Source organism: Synechococcus sp. CC9616, from assembly GCF_000515235.1.
Taxonomy (GTDB): domain Bacteria; phylum Cyanobacteriota; class Cyanobacteriia; order PCC-6307; family Cyanobiaceae; genus Parasynechococcus.
This window is the reverse complement of sequence record NZ_KI911558.1, coordinates 887,824-906,188: the sequence shown is the minus strand read 5'-3', so window position 1 is coordinate 906,188 and position 18,365 is coordinate 887,824. Positions and strand designations below refer to the sequence as shown.

The window sequence follows — 18,365 nt, the reverse complement described above, 5'->3', positions numbered from 1 at the left end:
TCGTTGCCTCCTGTCAGTGAGACCCTGGAACGACCGGCCGATCGTGGACTGTCGGGAGCCACTGCAACCACTGCCTCCTCCCTTGCTGAGGCTGCAGCCCCACCCCTATGTCGAAGCTGGTGCTCCCTATGGACCGGGGTCCGACCCCTTCCGGCTGCGCAGCGGCGTCATCAAGCGGCTTCTGATGGCTCAGCAGCTGCTTCAGCAACAACAACCCGACCTGCAGCTGGCGATTTTTGATGCCTGGCGGCCGATCGCGGTTCAGCGCTACATGGTCGCCTACGCCATTGGCGAGGAGTGTGAGCGTCGTGGTCTGAACCAGGGGGATCCTGCTCAGGCGGCAGCGGTGGAGGCCGTGGTGGACGACGTGGGGCGATTCTGGGCTCCCCCCAGTTCAGATCCGACCATGCCCCCACCCCACAGCACCGGTGCTGCGGTGGATCTGACCCTGGCCAGCTGCAATCCCGACCAACCTCTCGACATGGGTGGTGCGATTGACGCGATTGGTGAGATCTCCCATCCCGATCACTACGGCGATGCAGCAAAGCAAAGGCCCGAGTCGGAGCAGGCTGTCTGGCACCAACGCAGGGAGCTGCTTCAACAGGTGATGTTCGCAGCAGGATTTGAACAACACCCCAATGAGTGGTGGCACTTCAGCCATGGCGATCAGCTCTGGGCCTGGCGGAGCGGAGCTGAACGGGCGTTTTACGCCGGTGCTCCCAGCAGTTCGGACACCGCCTGATCCCCAAGCTTGTGCACATGGTCGCCGAGGCTGCGGCGGCCGCCGGCCTGCTTCCAGCTGATCAGCAGCGGTTCAAGCGTTTTCTCGAGATCGTCGAGGGGCATGCGCTGGAGGAACGGTTGCGCCAGACGTTGAAGGTTGGGGGTGCCACCGAGCCAGAGCTGATACTGATTAACGCCGCTGCCAACCAGGCCAATTTCGGCCATATACGGCCGGGCACAGCCGTTGGGGCAGCCCGTCATCCTGATCAGGACTGACTTGTCGATGTCCAAGCGTTCAAGCTGTTGCTCGAGGCGGCCCAGCACGGAGGGGAGAACGCGTTCCGCTTCCGTGATCGCCAATCCACAGGTTGGTAACGCCGGACAGGCGATGGCGTGCCTTGCCAGGGGGGCTGGTGCATCGGGAACCTCGAAGCCGATGGAGGCAAGTTCCTCACGGATGCCGGCGCGCTGGGCTGTGCCGATGTTGCAGAGCAGCAGGTCCTGATTGGCTGTCAGACGAATTTCAAGTTGATACGTCTCGACGATGCGACGGAGTCCTGCCTTCATCTCCCCCTGGAGACGTCCGCAGGTCAAAGGGAGACCCACGAACCAGTGCCCGGCCCGTTGGCGATGCCAGCCGAGGTAGTCCATCAACTTGGCCTTGGGCTCGTTGCGCAATCCCTTGAGTTTTCCCTTGAAATAATCCGATTTGAGCGTCTGCTTGAACCAGGCCATGCCCTGCTTGTGGATCAGGTACTTGAGCCTCGCGTGCTTCCGCACTTCCCGATCGCCGAAGTCGCGCTGCACCGCCATGATCGCCTGGAGAAGATCGAACAGCTCTGCCGCTTCGACGTATCCCAGTGGTTCGGCGAGGCGGGCGAAAGTGTCCTCCTGGTTGTGGGTGCGTCCCATGCCACCGCCGACGTAGACGTTGCATCCGCGCAGGTCGCCGGAGGGATCCGTGAACACCACCAGGCCGATGTCCTGGGTCAACAGGTCAACGGAGTTGTCCCCCGGCACCGTGACGGCCACCTTGAATTTGCGTGGAAGGTAGGTGTCTCCGTAAAGAGGTTCAGCAGTGCTGTTGGAGAACACACCCTGATCGTTTTGCCGCAGGCGGGCTTTGCGCACGGGTCGTGTTGGTTTGAAGCGATAGCTGAGATCGCCATCCACCCAGAGATCGAGATAGGACCCTTCCGCCGCCTCGGGACTGAGCAGGTCGGCAATTTCATCGGCCAACTGACGCGCCACGGGATAGCCACCCTTTTCAAACGGTGCCGGAGGGGCCATCACATTGCGATTGATGTCTCCACAGGCGGCCAGGGTCGACCCCAGGTTTTCGACAATCGTCCCGATCACATGTTTGAGATGGGCCTTCGGGATGCCGTGCATCTGAAACGCCTGGCGCGTTGTTGTTCGAAGCGTTCCGTCGCCGATCTCGTTGGAGAGATCATCCAGTGCCATGAACAGCTGGGCTGGAACGCGACCGCCTGGATTGCGCAGACGCAGCATCATCTGCCAGCAGCGCACCTTGTCGGTCTTGCGCAGCTCGCGGTGGTTCTGCTGATAACTGCCGTGGAACTTCAGCAGTTGAACGGCATCTTCACTGAAACGGATTTCATCGTTGCTCAGCTCCGTCAGCAGGGGTTCCCTCAGGTGCCCGCTCAACAACTTGCGTCGTTCGGCTTTGGACAGGGCGGTTTCGATGGATTCGGTCGCCGGCGATGGACCATCAAGGTCCACCACAGAGGAAGCCTTGCCGATAGCAGTGACTTCAATCTGTCCGGTGCTCACGGAAACGGTCGTTGTGTCTTTTGAAACTAGCCAAGCGGCTTCCAATACAGTTGCCAACGGCTCTGTTGATGGCGTGACTTCAACCTTTCTTCTTGAGATTGGAACCGAGGAACTGCCGGCAGATTTCGCCCGTCTGGCTTTGTCGCAACTGGAGGATCTTGTCCTCCGCGATCTCAAGGACAGCCGTCTCGACCACAGCAGCCTTGTGGTCACGGGCACACCAAGACGTCTTGTCGTGCAGGTTGAGTCGCTGCAGGAACGCCAGGCTGACCTCACGGAAGAGCGCAAGGGCCCTCCACTGGCGCAGGCGTTTAAGGATGGGCAGCCAGGCCCGGCGGCCGTTGGTTTCGCCAAGCGCTGTGGCGTCGATCCAACCGCATTGGAGGTGCGTGAGACGCCGAAGGGGCCCTGCGTGTTCGCCACGGTGATGACGCCGGGGCAGACCAGTCGTTCCCTGCTTCAGGAGCTGATCCCGCGTTGGATCAGTGCGTTGCAGGGCAGACGCTTCATGCGTTGGGGCTCGGGAACACAACGGTTCAGCAGACCGATCCGCTGGCTGCTGGCCTTGCAGGGCAGTGATCTGATTCCCGTGGACTTGCCGGATGGAGATCCTGCGATTCGCAGCGACCGTTTCACCCGGGGACACCGTCTCTACGGCGGGACGCCTCTCAATGTTGCGGATGCTGATCAGTACAGCAGCGTCCTCAAGTCCGCTGGTGTTGTGGTCGATCGTCATCAGCGCGCCACGGCGATCCGCGCGGCCATCGACAGCGAGGCCGCTGCGATTCAGGGCATCCCCAACTGCCCAGAGTCCTTGTTTGAGGAGCTTGTTGATCTTGTTGAGGATCCCCAGGTCCTGCGTGGCCGCATCGCGGATCGTTTTCTCCAGCTCCCGCCGGAGGTGATCAGCACCGTGATGCAGGCCCATCAGCGCTATGTCCCCCTGGATGTGCCATCCGTGGAGCCGGATCCGCTCAGGCTCAGGGCCGATGCGGTGCTGCGCCCTGAGTTCCTGTTGGTGGGCAATGGACTGTCGACATCCGCTGATCAGATCACCCGAGGAAATGAACGCGTGCTGGGGGCCCGTCTGGCGGATGCAGAATTCTTTCTGGCGGTGGATCGGCGTCAGCCCAGTGAGGAACGTCGTGAAGCACTTGCGCGGGTCACCTTCGCCGAAGGCCTTGGCAGCTTGCGGGACAGAAGTGAACGGATTGAAAGGCTCGCCGAGCAACTCCTGATCACGCTGAATCTCCCTGAGGAATCCGCTGCTGCTGCGTTGCGTGCCGCACATCTGTGCAAGCACGATCTGGTCAGTCAGATGGTGGGTGAATTCCCTGAGCTGCAGGGATTGATGGGCGGTAAATATCTTCTGGAGGAGGGGGAATCCCGTGCGGTGTCCCTGGCGGTTGTGGAGCACTATCTGCCCAGAGGGGCGGGTGATGCCCTCCCCGGTACGGACGCGGGCGCCGTGGTGGCTCTCGCGGAGCGCCTGGAATTGCTGCTGAGCATCTATGCCAAAGGAGAACGACCCAGTGGTTCTTCCGACCCCTATGCCCTGCGTCGCGCCGGCAACGGTGTGCTGCTGATCCTCTGGGAGAGAGGCTGGCGACTGGATCTTCTGGCCTTGTTGCAACAGGCCGCCGCCAGCTGGTCTGAGCTTTTCCCGGCCTTTGACGTCAACCCCGATGCGCTGCGAAAAGATCTGTCCCTGCTGCTGCGTCAGCGGATCGTCTCTCAGCTTGAAGAGGACGGGCATTCCCCTGATCTGGTCCAGGCGGTTGCTGGGGCGGCTGTGGCCGATCAACGCCTGCTCGGGGACCCGATCGATGTGCAGGACCGGATCAAACGTCTCCAGGCCCTTCGGGACGATGGGCGCCTGACAGCGGTCCAGGCTGTGGTGCAGCGGGCATCGCGATTGGCGGAGAAAGGGGACCTTGGCGACGATCAGCTTGCCGCTGAAGGTGTGGTCGATTCGGCTTTGTTCGAATCTCCCAGTGAGCAAGGCATGGCCGATGTGGTTCAGCGCTTGCAGCCGCTGGCGGTCTCACGCTCCTACGCCGCCCTGGCTGATGCCCTCGTTCAGGCCACTCCAGCGCTCGAGGCCTTTTTCGACGGAGACCAGAGCGTGATGGTGATGGCCGAGGACGTGGCGTTACGTCGGAATCGGCTGAATCTGTTGGCGGTTCTGCGCAACCAGGCCTCGGTTCTGGCTCAGTTCGAGCTGATTCAGGCCTGAGCGTCCGATCAGATCCGTTGGCAAATGAGCTGCCGACCGCTAACGAAAGATGGCATCAACCAACACAGTTATGGCCGACGAGTCGAACCAACAACAGCAGCCTGTTCAGCAGCAGCCCGTGGTGATTCGCCAGGGAGGTAACGGCATCGGACTGGTTCTGGCAGCGCTGATCGTCGCGGGGGCGGCCATCTATGCCGTCAACGTCTGGTCGACCACCAAAAAAGAGACGGCCCCCGGCAAGACGTTGCAGGAAGGCGTCGAACGCATCAAGGAAGGCGTTGGCAAGGCGATCGAGCAACGCCAGCAATGATCGCGATCCAGTGATCGCGACCTGATCAGTGGTCGCGATCTAACTGACGTCGGCTGTTGTCTTTCCTTCGTCGGCTGTTGTCTTTCCTTTTGCCTGGGCCTTGACGGCCTGGGCAGCTTCATCTGCCAGGAAATCTCCATCGGAACGCCCCACCGCTGATGGCACAGGGCTGTAGTTCGACGGTGCCAGGGCTTCGCCCCTGAGCAGGCTTCCCAGGGTTCGCAGGGTCAGTTTGATCTGCTGCCAGGGATTCATCATCACCACCCGTTTGTAGAGGTAGCTGTCGAAGGTCAGTCTCTGTACGTCCTTGTCGTCGCACATTTCGACGAAGGCTTCCCTGGCCGCATCGTTGCGGTAGAAAATTCTCTGGAGAATGTCGAGCACTGCGTAGGTCGCACCGTACTTGCGATCCCAGCGCTTGAGATACGTGGATTTGATCTGTTTCTCGGTGGGGATCAGGGAGCCATTCTTTGAGATCTCCACGATGGCTTCGGCGCACATGCGGCCGCTCTTGGCTGCGAAGTAGATCCCCTCCCCGGAACTCTTGGTGACATAGCCAGCGGCATCGCCAACGAGGGCCATCCGGCCAACGACACGCCGTGGACGCGGATGTTCTGGGATGGGGTGAGCCTCAACCTTGATCACTTCTCCTTTGAACAGGCGTTTGTTGGCCCTTTCCCGAATTCCCTTCTGCAGACCTTTGATCAGGCTCTGGTTCTGCTGCATTGTGCCGGTCCCGACAGCGACATGGTCGTACTTGGGAAAGACCCAGGCGTAGAAGTCAGGAGAGACGTCGGTGCCGACATACATCTCAGCCAGATCTTCGTAGTAGGTCATCTCCTCTGCGGGGAGCTTGATTCGTTCCTGGAAGGCGATGGCGACGTTGTAATCGCCCGCATCCATGGCCTTGGCGACACGGGAGTTGGCACCGTCGGCTCCGATGATCAGATCCACATCGAGAGTTTTCTGTTCCCCGGTGGGACCACCGCCGCTGTAATCGGCGTAATGCAGGGTGTAAGGCCCCTGACGGTTCACGCCGGTGTCGATCTTCTGAACAAGGCCATTCACAAGTGTTGTGCCGAGATCGGCGGCCCGGTTGCGCAGAAAGGCGTCGAACACTTCGCGGCGACACATGCCGATGAAGGCGTTGTCGTCGTAGCCGAGCGGATCCAGACGAATGTCCACCTCGCGGTTGGAGGGGGAGATCATCTTCATGTTGCGGACCTTGCGGTCGATGATCTCGTCCGGCAGGTCGAATTCTTCGACCATGCAGAGCGGAATCGCTCCTCCACATGGCTTGGCGTTATCCAGCTTGCGTTCAAACAACCAGGTTTGAATCCCAGCTTTGGCGAGCACCTCGGCTGCACAGGATCCACTCGGACCACCGCCGATCACTGCAACACGCAACATCTCAGCCATCTCCGCTGGACTGTTTTTTGAAACTACCACTGCGGTCCTGAATTGCATGGCCCCACTGGCACCCGCCCTTACGATCGAAACAACACGCATCAGCCCCGTGGTCAGGGCAGCCTCTGCTCGCCGCTCCATCAGGGACGACATCCCTGTTGCCCGCCGGTCCACGCCGGCACCACGCCGTTCGGGTGCAGGATTCGGGCTGTTTCTCGCCTGCGTTGTCGTCTGTGGCGGAAGTGTGGGAGCTGTGTTGTTCGGCCCTCAGCTGTTGGCACGACTCAATCCTCCTGAGCTGGAAGAGATTGAGGGGTTCCGGGAAAGACCGGATGCCGATGGCCGCCTACTCGGACACTTTCCTTATTCAGAAGCCACGGGATCGTCCTTGATCGTCGTTCAACCGGGAATCGAACTGCATGCCGATGCAGCCGATGCCTTTGAGGCCATGCGACAGGCGGCGGCTTCTGATGGCGTCGACCTGAGGCTTCTGAGTGGTTACCGCTCCATCAATCTTCAGGAAGAAATCTTTTTTGATGTGGCATCGGAACGCAATCAAACGGCTGAAGAACGGGCGAGGGTGTCAGCGCCGCCCGGCTACTCGGAACACAGCACGGGCTATGCCGTTGACCTCGGTGATGGAGAGGCTCCTGAGACCTATCTTTCCCCGGATTTTGAGCAAACCAGGGCCTTCCGCTGGTTGCAGGATCACGCCCCCCGCTACCACTTCATCCTTTCCTTTCCAGTCGGAAATTCTCAGGGGGTGAATCACGAACCCTGGCACTGGCGCTACGAGGGGACGGCAGCCGCCCTGCGTCTGTTTGAGCCGGCCCGTCGTCTCGCTCAGCGATCCTCCTGATGCGTCCGGAGCTGCTGGCTCCCGCCGGCGATTGGCAGGCGATGCGTGCTGCTGTTGCAGCCGGGGCGGATGCGGTCTATTTCGGGGTTCAGACCTTCAACGCCCGTCAGCGGGCTGAAAATTTCCGGATCGAGGATCTGCCCGAGCTGATGGATTGGCTCCACAGCCGAGAGGTTCGCGGTTTTCTGACCTTCAATGTCCTGGTGTTCAGCGATGAGCTGGAGCGGGCCGCCGATCTGTTGATCGCCGCTGAACGGGCCGGGGTGGATGCCTTGATTGTTCAGGACGTTGGACTCTGCAGCCTGGCCAGGACTTTGGTGCCGTCTCTTTCACTGCACGGGTCGACCCAGATGTCGATCACCAGTGCCGCAGGTGTGGCCCAGGCCGCGGCACTGGGGTGTCAGCGCGTCGTCCTCGCACGCGAACTGGCGCTGCAGGATCTGGAGCGGTTGCAACAGCAGTTGCACCAACGCCATCTGGCAATGCCTCTCGAGGTGTTCGTGCATGGCGCCCTCTGTGTCGCCTACTCCGGGCAGTGCCTCACCAGTGAATCGCTGGGTCAGCGCAGTGCCAACCGGGGAGAGTGTGCCCAGGCCTGTCGGCTTCCCTATGAACTGATCGTTGATGGGGTTGCCCGCTCCCTTGACGATCAGCGCTATCTGCTTTCGCCACAGGATCTGGCCGCCTGGGAGCTGCTGCCCCAACTGCAACGTATCGGGATTGCCAGTCTCAAAATCGAGGGCCGGTTGAAGGATGCCCGTTATGTCGCTGCGGTCACCGATGCCTACCGCAAACGGTTGGATGCCAGCTCGGAAGCCTGCCCCGATGACACCGGTCGCCAGCTGGAGCTTGCCTTTTCCCGCGGCTTGTCGACTGGCTGGTTGGAGGGCATCAACCATCGATCTCTCGTGCATGGTCGCTGGAGCAAGAAGCGCGGTCCCCTGGTGGGACAGCTCCTGCAGACCGATCGAGCAGGCTGGCTTCAGATCCGCAGTCGCGATCTCCTCCGTCCAGGTCAGGGGCTTGTGTTGGAGCGCATGTCCGACGATCCACTGCAGCCACCCGAGGAGGTCGGTGGCCGGATCATGGTTGTGGAGAAACTTGGTGGTGAGCGCCTGCGGCTGCGGCTTGGCCCCGGCCGGATCAAGACCAGTGGAATTCCAGCCGGTGCATCCGTCTGGCTGACCAACGACCCGGAATGGGACCACCAGTGGCAGCAGGCCGCGAGACGGCTGACGCCCATGGTCGATCAGCAGCTCAATCTTGTTGTGAGCGGACGGCCTGGTCAGTTACTGCAGCTTTCCTGCCCGGACTTTGCAATCCAGGTTCACAGCGAGATCCCGTTGCAGGCCGCATCACAAAGGCCCCTCGATCGCGATCGTCTGGCGACCCAGCTGGGGCGCCTTGGAGGCAGTGGCTGGTGTCTTGGTTCTCTGGATGTGGATCTGGAGGATCAGATGTTTCTTCCGGTGGCGGAGCTCAACAGGATGCGGCGGGACCTGCTGCAGAGGCTTGAGGGTGCGACGCACCATTCAGATCCAGCCACGACGGAATCCCCAGCGTCAGCTCCCGATTGGAAAGGGATCATCCAGGCGCTGTTGCCCCAGCCTGCCGAGCCGCTGAAGACCTCTCCAGGGCTGGTTGTGCTGGCCAGAAGCCTGGATCAGCTGAAGGCTCTGATCGCATTGCCGCGCAGAGCTGTGCCGATCGAATCGGTCGTTGTGGATCTCGAGCAGCCCCGTGAGCTTCGGGAGGCGGTGGCCCTTGGCCGTGATCAATGGCCTGGCGGGATCTGGCTGGCAGGTGCCCGGATCACGCGGCCCAACGAACGCTGGACACTCGAGCCATTGATCCGGGCGCGGCCCGATGGTTATCTCGTGCGCAATCCCGATCAGCTGGAGGCACTAACGCCGTTGGCTCCCTGCGTTGGTGATTTCTCCCTGAACACGGCGAATCCACTCTCCCTGCAGTGGTACCGCCATCACTGGGGATTACTGCGACTGACCGCGAGTTACGACCTCAATCTGCAGCAGTTGCTCGACCTGGCCGCGGCGGTAGATCCCGCGCTGCTTGAAGTGACGCTTCACCAGCACATGCCTCTGTTTCATATGGAGCACTGCCTGTTCTGCGCTTTCCTTTCTGATGGACACGACCACACCGACTGCGGCAGGCCCTGTGAAAGTCATTCGGTGTCCCTGCGTGACCGCAGCGGTGTTGAGCATCCCCTGCGTGCAGACCTCGGATGCCGTAACACGTTGTTCAACGGCACCGCTCAAACCGGAGTGGAGGGACTTCCAGCCCTGCTGCGGGCCGGTGTCCGCCATCTGAGGGTCGAACTGCTGGATGAGACGGCTGATGAGACACAACGACGGTTGCATCTTTACGCCGACGCCTTGGACGGACGCCTGCGATCACAGGAGGTTTGGAGACAGGAGCGGGTTCATCACCAACTGGGTGTGACCCGCGGCAGCCTGCGCGTAAAGGGTCCGGAACGAACCAGTCGAATCTCATTTTGAGATATCCTTTCGCACTGCGCCTTTGGGCGTTCTTCACAATTCCTGATGGTCTGCCCGTATGAGCGCCCAGCAAAAGGCGATTCGCAATATCGCGATCATCGCCCACGTCGACCACGGCAAGACGACCCTGGTCGACGCGTTGCTGACGCAATCGGGGATCTTCCGCGATAACGAAGCGGTCCCCACCTGCGTGATGGACTCCAACGACCTGGAGCGTGAGCGGGGCATCACCATCCTGTCGAAGAACACGGCGGTCACTTACAACGACACCCGCATCAACATTGTTGATACCCCAGGCCACGCCGATTTCGGCGGTGAGGTGGAGCGGGTCCTGGGCATGGTGGACGGCTGTCTGCTGATCGTGGACGCCAATGAGGGGCCGATGCCCCAAACCCGTTTTGTGCTCAAAAAGGCTCTTGAGCAGGGACTTCGCCCGATCGTTTTCGTCAACAAGATCGACCGCGCTCGCGTTGATCCGGAGACAGCCGTGGACAAGGTGCTGGATCTGTTCATCGAGCTCGGTGCTGATGATGATCAGTGCGATTTTCCTTATCTCTTCGGTAGCGGCCTTGGTGGATTCGCCAAGCCCGACATGAAGACCGACAGCGACAACATGCGACCGCTGTTTGACGCGATTCTGCGCCACGTACCGCCCCCGGTTGGTGATGCCGAAAAGCCGTTGCAGCTTCAGATCACCACCCTCGATTACTCGGACTTCCTTGGCCGGATCATCATTGGGCGGGTGCACAACGGCGTGATCAAGCAGGGCCAGCGTGCCTCTCTGATCAAGGACGACGGTTCCATCAAGAGGGGCCGGATCAGCAAACTGCTCGGTTTTGAAGGTCTGCAGCGCATCGAGATCAGCGAGGCCTTCGCCGGGGACCTTGTGGCCATGGCTGGTTTTGATGACGTCAACATCGGGGAAACGATTGCCTGCCCGGATGAACCCACGGCACTTCCCCTGATCAAGGTGGATGAACCCACCCTTCAGATGACGTTCGTCGTCAACGACTCCCCGTTTGCAGGCAAGGAAGGCAAGTTCGTCACCAGCCGTCAGGTGCGTGATCGCTTGCAGCGTGAGTTGATGACCAATGTCGCCCTGCGTGTCGAAGACACGGATTCACCGGACCGCTTCTCAGTGAGTGGTCGCGGTGAACTGCATCTGGGCATCCTGATCGAGACCATGCGCCGCGAAGGGTATGAGTTTCAGGTCTCTCAGCCTCAGGTGATCTTCCGCACCATCGATGGCACCCCCTGTGAGCCTGTGGAAACGCTGGTGATGGATGTTCCAGAAGCAGCGGTCGGCAGTTGCATCGAGAAACTGGGCACCCGCAAGGGCGAAATGCAGAACATGGAAACCACAGCCGACGGGCGCACCCAGCTGGAGTTCATCGTTCCCTCCCGCGGCCTGATCGGTTTCCGGGGTGAATTCATCCGGGCCACCCGCGGCGAAGGAATCATGAGCCACTCCTTCTTTGAATATCGCCCGATGACCGGTGACTTCGACACCCGTCGCAACGGCGTTCTGATCGCCTTCGAGGAGGGCACAGCAACCTTCTATGCCCTCAAGAACGCCGAGGATCGAGGTCAGTTCTTCATCAGCCCCGGCACCAAGGTTTACAAGGGGATGATCATCGGTGAATACAACCGCCCTCAGGATCTGGAGATCAACGTCTGCAAGACGAAGCAGCTCACCAACATGCGCTCTGCCGGTGCCGATGAACTGGACACGCTGCAGTCACCGATTCAGATGACCCTGGAGCGGGCCCTGGAGTACATCGGACCCGATGAGATGCTCGAGGTCACGCCTGAGTCGATCCGCCTGCGCAAGCTTCCCGGCAAAAAGCCGGCCAAGGCCAAGCGCTGATGCCTGAGGCGGATCCGCGCTTCGGTCAGGCGGTTGATCTCTTCAACACCCAGGAGTGGTATGCCGCCCACGATGTCTTCGAGGAGCTCTGGCATGAAACAGCCGATCCGGAGCGCCGTTCACTTCAGGGAATCCTTCAGGTCGCTGTGGCGCAGTTGCATTTGCAGAGGGGCAACCGGCGTGGCGCAACGATTCTCTTCGGCGAAGCCCTGGGTCGCCTGAGGAGGCCTGGAACGCCTGATTTGGGCCTCGATCTTGAGGCTCTGTGCGGCGTCGTCGAACAACGCCTGCAACGGCTTCAGCAGGATGCTGACCCCGAGTCATGCACTGTCCCTCAACTGCAACGTCTGCGTTGAGAGAGGGGTATGGTCCCTGGAATCTGGAGTACTTCGCCTCCGTGGTTGCGTCCGTGCTGAGCAGAATCCGTGCCCTCACCTGTCTGTTCACCGTCAGCGCTGCACTGCTGGTTGGTCCAAGCCTTGCCGCTTCGGAGGAACCGGCGGATCAAGGATTGATCACGATCGAATCCGATCAGCAGGCCGCCGACAGTGTTACAGGCGTGATCACGGCAAGCGGCAACGTGCGACTGGTTCATGATCAGCGTGGTGTGGTGGCCACCAGTCGTCAGGCGCAGTACTTCACCAAGGAATCCAGGATCGTTCTGAGTGGCGATGTTGATGTGGTTCAGAAGGACGGCAATCTGCTGAGAGCTGACCGCGTCACCTATTTGCTGGATGAGGAACGCGCCATCGCAACGCCCCTGGAAGGTGATCAGGTCTTCAGTCGCTGGACGCTCAAGTCGTCTGAATCGAAGCCGGAACAGCTGCTTCCATGAGCCTTTCCCTGGAACAGGTCTCCATCAGTCTTGGTGGGAGGCAACTGGTGAAAAGTGTTTCCCTGACTCTCTCTCCAGGGGAGGTTGTTGGCCTGCTTGGTCCAAATGGGGCAGGCAAGACAACCACGTTCAATCTTGTGATCGGACAGTTACGACCGGATCACGGCCAGATCAAGCTGGACGGAAGGGAGGTGGCGACATTGTCCATGCCCCATCGAGCCCGGCTGGGGATCGGCTACCTCCCGCAGGAACCAAGCGTGTTTCGCCAGCTCACGGTTCGTCAGAACCTGGCCGTGGCTCTTGAACAAACCGATCTGACGCCTGCACAGCGCCGGGATCGTCGGGATCAGTTGATTGAAGACTTTCACCTCACGGCGTTTATTGATCGCCGTGGATTTCAACTCTCCGGTGGGGAACGCCGTCGCTGTGAGGTGGCCCGCGCTTTAGCTGTTGGTGTGGATGGTCCCAGTTATCTCCTGCTGGATGAACCCTTCGCTGGTGTCGACCCTTTGGCCGTGGCGGATCTGCAGTCGCTGATCCAATCCCTGCGTGGTCGTGGCATGGGGATCCTGATCACCGATCACAACGTGCGTGAAACGCTGGCCATCACGAACCGGGCTTACATCCTCAACGACGGGGCGATCCTGGCGTCGGGTCGGTCGGATCAGGTAGCCGCCGATCCACAGGTGCGCCGTTACTACCTGGGGGAGGACTTTCAGCTGTGAATCAGTTGTTGCGTCGGGGGCCATGGCGGCGATTCAGCCTGCTGGACCGATGGTTGTTGATCGAGCTTCTCGGGCCGCTGTTGTTCTTCGTGGCCTTGTTCACCCTGCTGCTGTTGACAGGCGGTGTGATGTTCGAGCTTGTGCGCCAGATGGTGGACAAGAACCTGCCGATCACCATTGCTGCCCAGGTTCTTCTGTTCAGCACGCCGCGATGGCTGGCGTTTTCCGTTCCGATGGGAACGCTGATGGCGTCGCTCTTTGTTTACACGCGCCTCTCAGCCAACAGCGAACTCACTGCCCTCAGAAGCCTTGGGGTGACGACGGCGCGGATGATCGCTCCAGCCATGGTGGTGGCTGTGCTGATGACGGGCCTCACCTTCGTGCTCAACGACGTGGTGGTGCCTGGCAGCAACAGGTTTGCAGAGGTCACCCTGCAACGGGCGCTCGGTCGCTCCCTGGCGACTGAAAAGGGACAGGACATTATTTATCCACGCTTCGGACCGCGAACGGGTGCGGTTGATGACGCCTCTTCAGAGCGGGGACTGACCCAGCTGTTCTTCGCCCGACGCTTCAGAGACGGCGAGATGCAGGACGTGACAGTTCTGGATTTTTCGCGGGTCGGGTTCACCCAGATGCTGGTGGCGAAGAAGGCCATCTGGAATCAGGAGCAGGCTTCTTGGGATTTTCTTGACGGCCAGATCCTGACTCTGAACAGCACTGGTAGTTCCTCCCAGGCTGACTTTGACCGCTATGTGTATCCGCTTGGGGCTGGACCCTTGCGCCTGGCCAGGATTCAGAAGGACGCCGTCAACATGACCGTGGCAGAGGCCAAGCAGGCGGAGCGTTTGTATGTGGAGTCCGGCAACAACAAGGATGCCCGCAAGATTCGTGTGCGGATCCAGGAAAAATTCACGTTCCCGATGGCATGCATCGTCTTCGGTTTGTTTGGTGCGACGCTCGGTGCACAACCGAGCTATCGAACCAGTCGCAGCTTCGCGTTTGTTCTGACGCTGGGCATCATCGTCGTCTACTACGTGATCAGTTTCAGTTTCAGTTCACTTGGGGTGAAAGGAACGATTCCCCCTCTGGCAGCAGCCTGGCTGCCGGTTCTGATCTCCCTTGGCGCTGGAGGACTGTTACTGCGTCAGGCCAGCCGTTGAGCTAGCCCGGCAGAATTACGTCAGCAGGTATCCATCGTTTGCTCGCTGCTCCATTCGACGCGGTTACCACCCTCGGGTTCGCGGCCTTTGTTCTGCTGCTGCTGGCGCTGCCGGTGTCCTTCTGGGCCGCCTCAAGCCAGACCTCTTCAACGAGCGTGCGGATGCTGGTCGCGATTGCGAATCTCCTGCTCACGGCCCAGCTTGTGTTGCGCTGGTGGCAGTCCGGCCATTTCCCGATCAGCAATCTCTACGAGTCGCTCTGTTTCCTGGCCTGGGCCTGCACATTGACCCAGCTTTTGGTTGAGCGCAGCTGGCCATCACCGATCGTTCCGGCGGCAGCAACGCCAATGGGACTGGGTTGTGTTGCTTTTGCCAGCTTCGCTTTGCCAGATCAGCTTCAGTCGTCGGCGCCATTGGTGCCGGCCCTGCGCTCGAGCTGGCTGGTGATGCACGTGAGCGTGATCATGGTCAGCTACGCAGCTTTGCTGGTGGGATCTCTGCTGTCGTTTGCGGTGTTGATCACCGACCGCGGCGAAGCCCTGGAATTACGCAGTAGTTCGATCGGTAGTGGTGGATTCCGCCAGGCCGCTGCTGTGGCGGACAGCGGAGTGGTGCAACTCCGTTCAGTTGAGCTGACGACGAATGAGCAACTCGATAGCCTCAGCTATCGCACGATCACCGTCGGGTTTCTGCTGCTCACCGTCGGCATCATCAGCGGCGCGGTGTGGGCCAATGAAGCCTGGGGGAGTTACTGGAGTTGGGATCCGAAGGAAACCTGGGCGCTGATTTGTTGGCTGGTTTACGCCGCCTATCTCCATCCCCGCCTCAGCCGCGGTTGGCAGGGCCGACGCCCCGCCCTTGTTGCCGTGGTTGGTCTTGTGGTGATCGCTGTTTGCTACATCGGCGTGAATCTGCTTGGCATTGGTTTGCACAGCTATGGCTGGTTTTTTGGGGGTTGATTGTGCTGTTTTGAATCCAATCGTGATTTGTCTGGATTGATCTTTCTTTTGACGTTGTTGATCAGTGAGCCGAAACCGCTCTTAAGGCTTGCTCGAAGATGAGACGAAATCAAGGTTCCATAACCGTTGGAACTATTGGGCTCGATATGAAAGCTCCAGCCCAGACGACGACGCTCTGGAACCTGATCGCTCGTCAGCTTGTTGAACGTTGAACCTCTGGATTTCAAAAAAAGCCCCAGCCTGTTGGCCGGGGCATCGCTTTGGGGAGAGATTCAACCGCGATTTCAGGGTCAGACAAGAACAGCCTGCTTGCTGCTGCTGGCGCGGATGCCCTTGATGGCTTCGGCGTAGTCGGGCTGATTGAACACCCCGGAACCGGACACGATGGCGTTGGCACCAGCTTCGATCACCTTCCAGGCGTTCCCCGCTTTGATGCCGCCATCGACTTCAATCCAGGGGTCAAGTCCGCGCTCGTCGCACATGCGGCGCAGATCGCGAATTTTTTGAACCTGATTTTCAATGAAGCTCTGGCCCCCGAAGCCGGGGTTCACGCTCATGATCAGCACCAGATCACACAGCTCCAGGCAGTACTCGAGGGTGTCGAGGGGAGTGCCAGGGTTCAGCACTGCGCCGGCCTTCTTGCCTAGATCCTTGATTTGGGCAAGGTTCCGGTGCAGGTGGGGACAAGCTTCAACCTGCACCGAAATAATGTCGGCGCCGGCTTTGGCGAAGTCCGGAACGTAGTTCTCTGGTTCCACGATCATCAGGTGAACGTCCAGAGGTTTCTGGGTCACCGGGCGAAGGGCTTCCACGATCAGGGGGCCGATCGTGATGTTCGGGACGAAGCGTCCATCCATGACATCCACATGGATCCAGTCAGCTCCCGCCTGGTCAACGGCTTTCACCTCATCGCCAAGGCGGGAGAAGTCGGCAGACAGAATTGATGGAGAGATGACAAGAGGCTTCGCGCCCATTCCGGTGCCCAAATTTTGTACAGGGCAAAGTTACATCCATTACAGGCCTTCATGCCGGAGTTGGTAAGACCTCACCGGCTTGGGCTGCTAAAGCGACACGTCGCAGGTCATCACAACCTTCCTTGAGGCTTGGATAAGCAAACATCCCGCTTCCGGCAATAAAACAGTTGGCTCCTGCTGCACAGCACTGAGAAAGAGTCCAGTTCGCCTTGATTCCACCATCAACCTCAATATCTATATCAAGATTTCGTTCAAGGATGGTGGAACGCAATTCGGAGATCTTGTCAAGCATCGTTGGGATATAAGCCTGGCCACCAAATCCGGGATTGACCGTCATCACCAAAACATGGTCGACCATGTCGAGCACGTTTTTCACCATGTCCATCGGTGTATGGGGGTTCATCGCCACTGAAGGGCTTCCCCCGAGCTGCCTGATTCGGCCGAGAACCCGGTGGAGATGGTTATTGGCTTCAACGTGAGCGATCACCACTCCGGGCTCACCGTTGGGCCCTTTAGTGGCTTCAACGTATTGATCAAGCATGGTTTCGCAGTTGTATTGACTGACCATTAACTGTGTTTCAAAAGGCACATTGCAATAGCGGCGGCATGCCGAGATCAGCTCCGGACCAAAGGTCAGATTCGGTACGAAATTTCCGTCCATCACGTCAAATTGAATTCGGTCAACCCCCGCATCTTCAAGATCTTTGACGCACTTTCCCATCGCTGCCCAGTCCGCAGGGAGAACCGAAGGAATAATCTGAACAGGGCGATGTTGAGTCGACATTGACTACAAATAACTGGCGAAAGTTTATAGAAGTCGATGGGCAGGCAGGCCCTCCTGGCTGCACTGATACAGTGAGCCGCGCTTCGTCGCCGAGATCCCTTGCGGCAAGGGGAAACTGACCTTCCTGAAGGCTGTCCTTACCCGCATTCTCGACACGCACCCCCCCTTCACCCCATCACCGGAGTCCCGTGGATCAGACCCTCATTCAGGAAATTCTCGAGATCGTCGAGCAGGCCGCCATCGCTTCCGCCTCGCTCTCCGGCAAAGGCCTGAAGGATGAAGCGGATGCGTTGGCCGTTGATGCCATGCGCAAGCGCATGAATCAGATCCAGATGCAGGGCCGCATCGTGATTGGTGAGGGGGAACGTGATGAAGCCCCGATGCTTTACATCGGAGAAGAGGTCGGCACCGGCACTGGCCCTGGCGTGGATTTCGCTGTTGACCCTTGCGAAGGCACCAACCTTTGCGCCTTCAACCAGCGTGGCTCGATGGCTGTTCTCGCAGCCTCTGATCGCGGTGGTCTGTTCAACGCCCCCGACTTCTACATGAAGAAGCTGGCTGCTCCTCCGGCTGCCAAGGGCAAGGTGGACATCCGCAAGTCGGCCACTGAAAACATCAAGATCCTCAGCGAGTGCCTGGGTCTCCCCGTCGACGAGCTGAACATCGTGGTGATGGATCGTGCTCGTCACAAGGATCTGATCGCTGAGATCCGTGCCACCGGCGCTCGCATCCAGCCCATCTCAGACGGCGACGTACAGGCCGCCATCGCCTGCGGTTTCGCTGGCACGGGCACCCACTGCCTGATGGGTATTGGTGCTGCCCCCGAAGGTGTGATTTCCGCCGCTGCCATGCGCGCTCTAGGTGGCCATTTCCAGGGTCAACTGGTTTACGACCCTGCGATTGCTCAGACTTCCGAATGGGCTGACATGACCAAAGAGGGCAACCTGGCGCGTCTCGCTGAGATGGGCATCGCCGATCCGGACAAGGTCTACGAAGCAGAGGAGCTGGCCTGCGGCGAGCATGTTTGTTTCGCTGGCAGCGGCATCACTGATGGCCTGCTGTTCAATGGAGTTAAGTTCGAAAAGGACTGCACCCGCACCAGCAGCCTGGTGATCAGCAACCTGGACAACACCTGCCGCTTCACCAACACCGTGCACATCAAGGACGGCGCTCAAAGCATCGCTCTGAGCTGATCGTTGATTTCTGGTTGAGAGGA

The 18,365-nt window shown here is 59.7% G+C and carries 16 protein-coding genes; 12 read left to right on the top strand and 4 right to left on the bottom strand.

The window, feature by feature from the left end; all coding sequences use genetic code 11:
* The first annotated feature begins 16 nt into the window (after positions 1-16).
* Complete coding sequence (locus tag SYN9616_RS0105155) at positions 17-742, top strand: M15 family metallopeptidase (RefSeq protein WP_028952168.1); 726 nt, start codon at positions 17-19, stop codon at positions 740-742.
* On the opposite strand, the gene SYN9616_RS0105150 is transcribed toward SYN9616_RS0105155, so the two are convergent.
* Positions 706-2,466 carry an NADPH-dependent assimilatory sulfite reductase hemoprotein subunit gene (locus tag SYN9616_RS0105150; protein ID WP_051411083.1) on the bottom strand — a complete coding sequence of 587 codons (1,761 nt, stop codon included), beginning with the start codon at positions 2,464-2,466 and terminating at the stop codon, positions 706-708. The genes SYN9616_RS0105155 and SYN9616_RS0105150 overlap by 37 nt on opposite strands.
* Positions 2,467-2,590: 124 nt before the next feature.
* Between SYN9616_RS0105150 and glyS the strand changes: the two genes are divergently transcribed.
* Both glyS and SYN9616_RS0105140 read left to right on the top strand, forming a co-directional pair.
* Positions 2,591-4,753: a glycine--tRNA ligase subunit beta gene (gene glyS / locus SYN9616_RS0105145; RefSeq protein WP_028952166.1), complete on the top strand. Its 2,163-nt coding sequence runs from the start codon at positions 2,591-2,593 to the stop codon at positions 4,751-4,753.
* Between the two features lie 70 nt (positions 4,754-4,823).
* Complete coding sequence (locus SYN9616_RS0105140; protein WP_051410949.1) at positions 4,824-5,063, top strand: hypothetical protein; 240 nt, start codon at positions 4,824-4,826, stop codon at positions 5,061-5,063.
* Positions 5,064-5,102: 39 nt separating this feature from the next.
* On the opposite strand, the gene chlP is transcribed toward SYN9616_RS0105140, so the two are convergent.
* The gene (chlP, locus tag SYN9616_RS0105135) at positions 5,103-6,473 is read right to left on the bottom strand and encodes a geranylgeranyl reductase (protein ID WP_028952164.1); all 1,371 of its coding nucleotides are present in this window, start codon (positions 6,471-6,473) and stop codon (positions 5,103-5,105) included.
* A gap of 55 nt (positions 6,474-6,528) precedes the next feature.
* Here chlP and SYN9616_RS0105130 point away from each other — a divergent pair, with 55 nt between their 5' ends.
* The 8 genes from SYN9616_RS0105130 to ccsB are packed head-to-tail and all read left to right on the top strand — an operon-like array spanning position 6,529 to position 15,391.
* Positions 6,529-7,329 carry a D-alanyl-D-alanine carboxypeptidase family protein gene (locus SYN9616_RS0105130; RefSeq protein WP_051410948.1) on the top strand — a complete coding sequence of 267 codons (801 nt, stop codon included), beginning with the start codon at positions 6,529-6,531 and terminating at the stop codon, positions 7,327-7,329.
* Positions 7,329-9,845: a U32 family peptidase gene (locus SYN9616_RS0105125; RefSeq protein ID WP_028952162.1), complete on the top strand. Its 2,517-nt coding sequence runs from the start codon at positions 7,329-7,331 to the stop codon at positions 9,843-9,845. The genes SYN9616_RS0105130 and SYN9616_RS0105125 overlap by 1 nt, the downstream gene beginning before the upstream one ends.
* A gap of 58 nt (positions 9,846-9,903) precedes the next feature.
* On the top strand, positions 9,904-11,712 hold the full coding sequence (typA, locus tag SYN9616_RS0105120; protein WP_028952161.1) for a translational GTPase TypA: 1,809 nt from the start codon (positions 9,904-9,906) through the stop codon (positions 11,710-11,712).
* The gene (locus tag SYN9616_RS0105115; protein ID WP_028952160.1) at positions 11,712-12,068 is read left to right on the top strand and encodes a DUF309 domain-containing protein; all 357 of its coding nucleotides are present in this window, start codon (positions 11,712-11,714) and stop codon (positions 12,066-12,068) included. Before typA ends, SYN9616_RS0105115 begins: the two co-directional genes overlap by 1 nt.
* Positions 12,035-12,547, top strand: coding sequence for an LptA/OstA family protein (locus tag SYN9616_RS0105110; RefSeq protein ID WP_369791923.1), 513 nt, complete (start codon positions 12,035-12,037; stop codon positions 12,545-12,547). Before SYN9616_RS0105115 ends, SYN9616_RS0105110 begins: the two co-directional genes overlap by 34 nt.
* Positions 12,544-13,272, top strand: a complete 729-nt coding sequence (lptB, locus tag SYN9616_RS0105105) for an LPS export ABC transporter ATP-binding protein (protein ID WP_028952158.1) — start codon at positions 12,544-12,546, stop codon at positions 13,270-13,272. The genes SYN9616_RS0105110 and lptB overlap by 4 nt, the downstream gene beginning before the upstream one ends.
* Positions 13,269-14,432 (top strand): LptF/LptG family permease, encoded by a 1,164-nt coding sequence (locus SYN9616_RS0105100; RefSeq protein ID WP_084218305.1) that lies wholly within the window; start codon positions 13,269-13,271, stop codon positions 14,430-14,432. The genes lptB and SYN9616_RS0105100 overlap by 4 nt, the downstream gene beginning before the upstream one ends.
* A 38-nt stretch (positions 14,433-14,470) precedes the next feature.
* Positions 14,471-15,391 carry a c-type cytochrome biogenesis protein CcsB gene (gene ccsB, locus SYN9616_RS0105095; RefSeq protein ID WP_028952156.1) on the top strand — a complete coding sequence of 307 codons (921 nt, stop codon included), beginning with the start codon at positions 14,471-14,473 and terminating at the stop codon, positions 15,389-15,391.
* A 290-nt stretch (positions 15,392-15,681) separates the two neighbouring features.
* Here ccsB and rpe (SYN9616_RS0105085) read toward each other — a convergent pair whose 3' ends face one another.
* Both rpe (SYN9616_RS0105085) and rpe (SYN9616_RS0105080) read right to left on the bottom strand, forming a co-directional pair.
* Complete coding sequence (gene rpe / locus SYN9616_RS0105085) at positions 15,682-16,365, bottom strand: ribulose-phosphate 3-epimerase (protein ID WP_028952154.1); 684 nt, start codon at positions 16,363-16,365, stop codon at positions 15,682-15,684.
* Positions 16,366-16,414: 49 nt separating this feature from the next.
* Entirely contained in the window at positions 16,415-17,149 is a 735-nt protein-coding gene (gene rpe / locus SYN9616_RS0105080; protein WP_028952153.1) for a ribulose-phosphate 3-epimerase, read from the bottom strand.
* A 188-nt stretch (positions 17,150-17,337) separates the two neighbouring features.
* On the opposite strand from rpe (SYN9616_RS0105080), the gene glpX reads away from it, so the two are divergent.
* Positions 17,338-18,342 carry a class II fructose-bisphosphatase gene (gene glpX / locus SYN9616_RS0105075; RefSeq protein ID WP_007097794.1) on the top strand — a complete coding sequence of 335 codons (1,005 nt, stop codon included), beginning with the start codon at positions 17,338-17,340 and terminating at the stop codon, positions 18,340-18,342.
* The last annotated feature ends 23 nt before the right edge of the window (positions 18,343-18,365 follow it).

Bases quoted from the DNA above. Each gene is read 5' to 3' on its own strand.
- SYN9616_RS0105140 (WP_051410949.1), top strand. From the start codon at position 4,824: ATGGCCGACGAGTCGAACCAACAACAGCAGCCTGTTCAGCAGCAGCCC.
- chlP (WP_028952164.1), bottom strand. From the start codon at position 6,473: ATGTTGCGTGTTGCAGTGATCGGCGGTGGTCCGAGTGGATCCTGTGCA.
- SYN9616_RS0105130 (WP_051410948.1), top strand. From the start codon at position 6,529: ATGGCCCCACTGGCACCCGCCCTTACGATCGAAACAACACGCATCAGC.
- SYN9616_RS0105125 (WP_028952162.1), top strand. From the start codon at position 7,329: ATGCGTCCGGAGCTGCTGGCTCCCGCCGGCGATTGGCAGGCGATGCGT.
- typA (WP_028952161.1), top strand. From the start codon at position 9,904: ATGAGCGCCCAGCAAAAGGCGATTCGCAATATCGCGATCATCGCCCAC.
- SYN9616_RS0105115 (WP_028952160.1), top strand. From the start codon at position 11,712: ATGCCTGAGGCGGATCCGCGCTTCGGTCAGGCGGTTGATCTCTTCAAC.
- SYN9616_RS0105110 (WP_369791923.1), top strand. From the start codon at position 12,035: ATGCACTGTCCCTCAACTGCAACGTCTGCGTTGAGAGAGGGGTATGGT.
- lptB (WP_028952158.1), top strand. From the start codon at position 12,544: ATGAGCCTTTCCCTGGAACAGGTCTCCATCAGTCTTGGTGGGAGGCAA.
- rpe (WP_028952154.1), bottom strand. From the start codon at position 16,365: ATGGGCGCGAAGCCTCTTGTCATCTCTCCATCAATTCTGTCTGCCGAC.
- rpe (WP_028952153.1), bottom strand. From the start codon at position 17,149: ATGTCGACTCAACATCGCCCTGTTCAGATTATTCCTTCGGTTCTCCCT.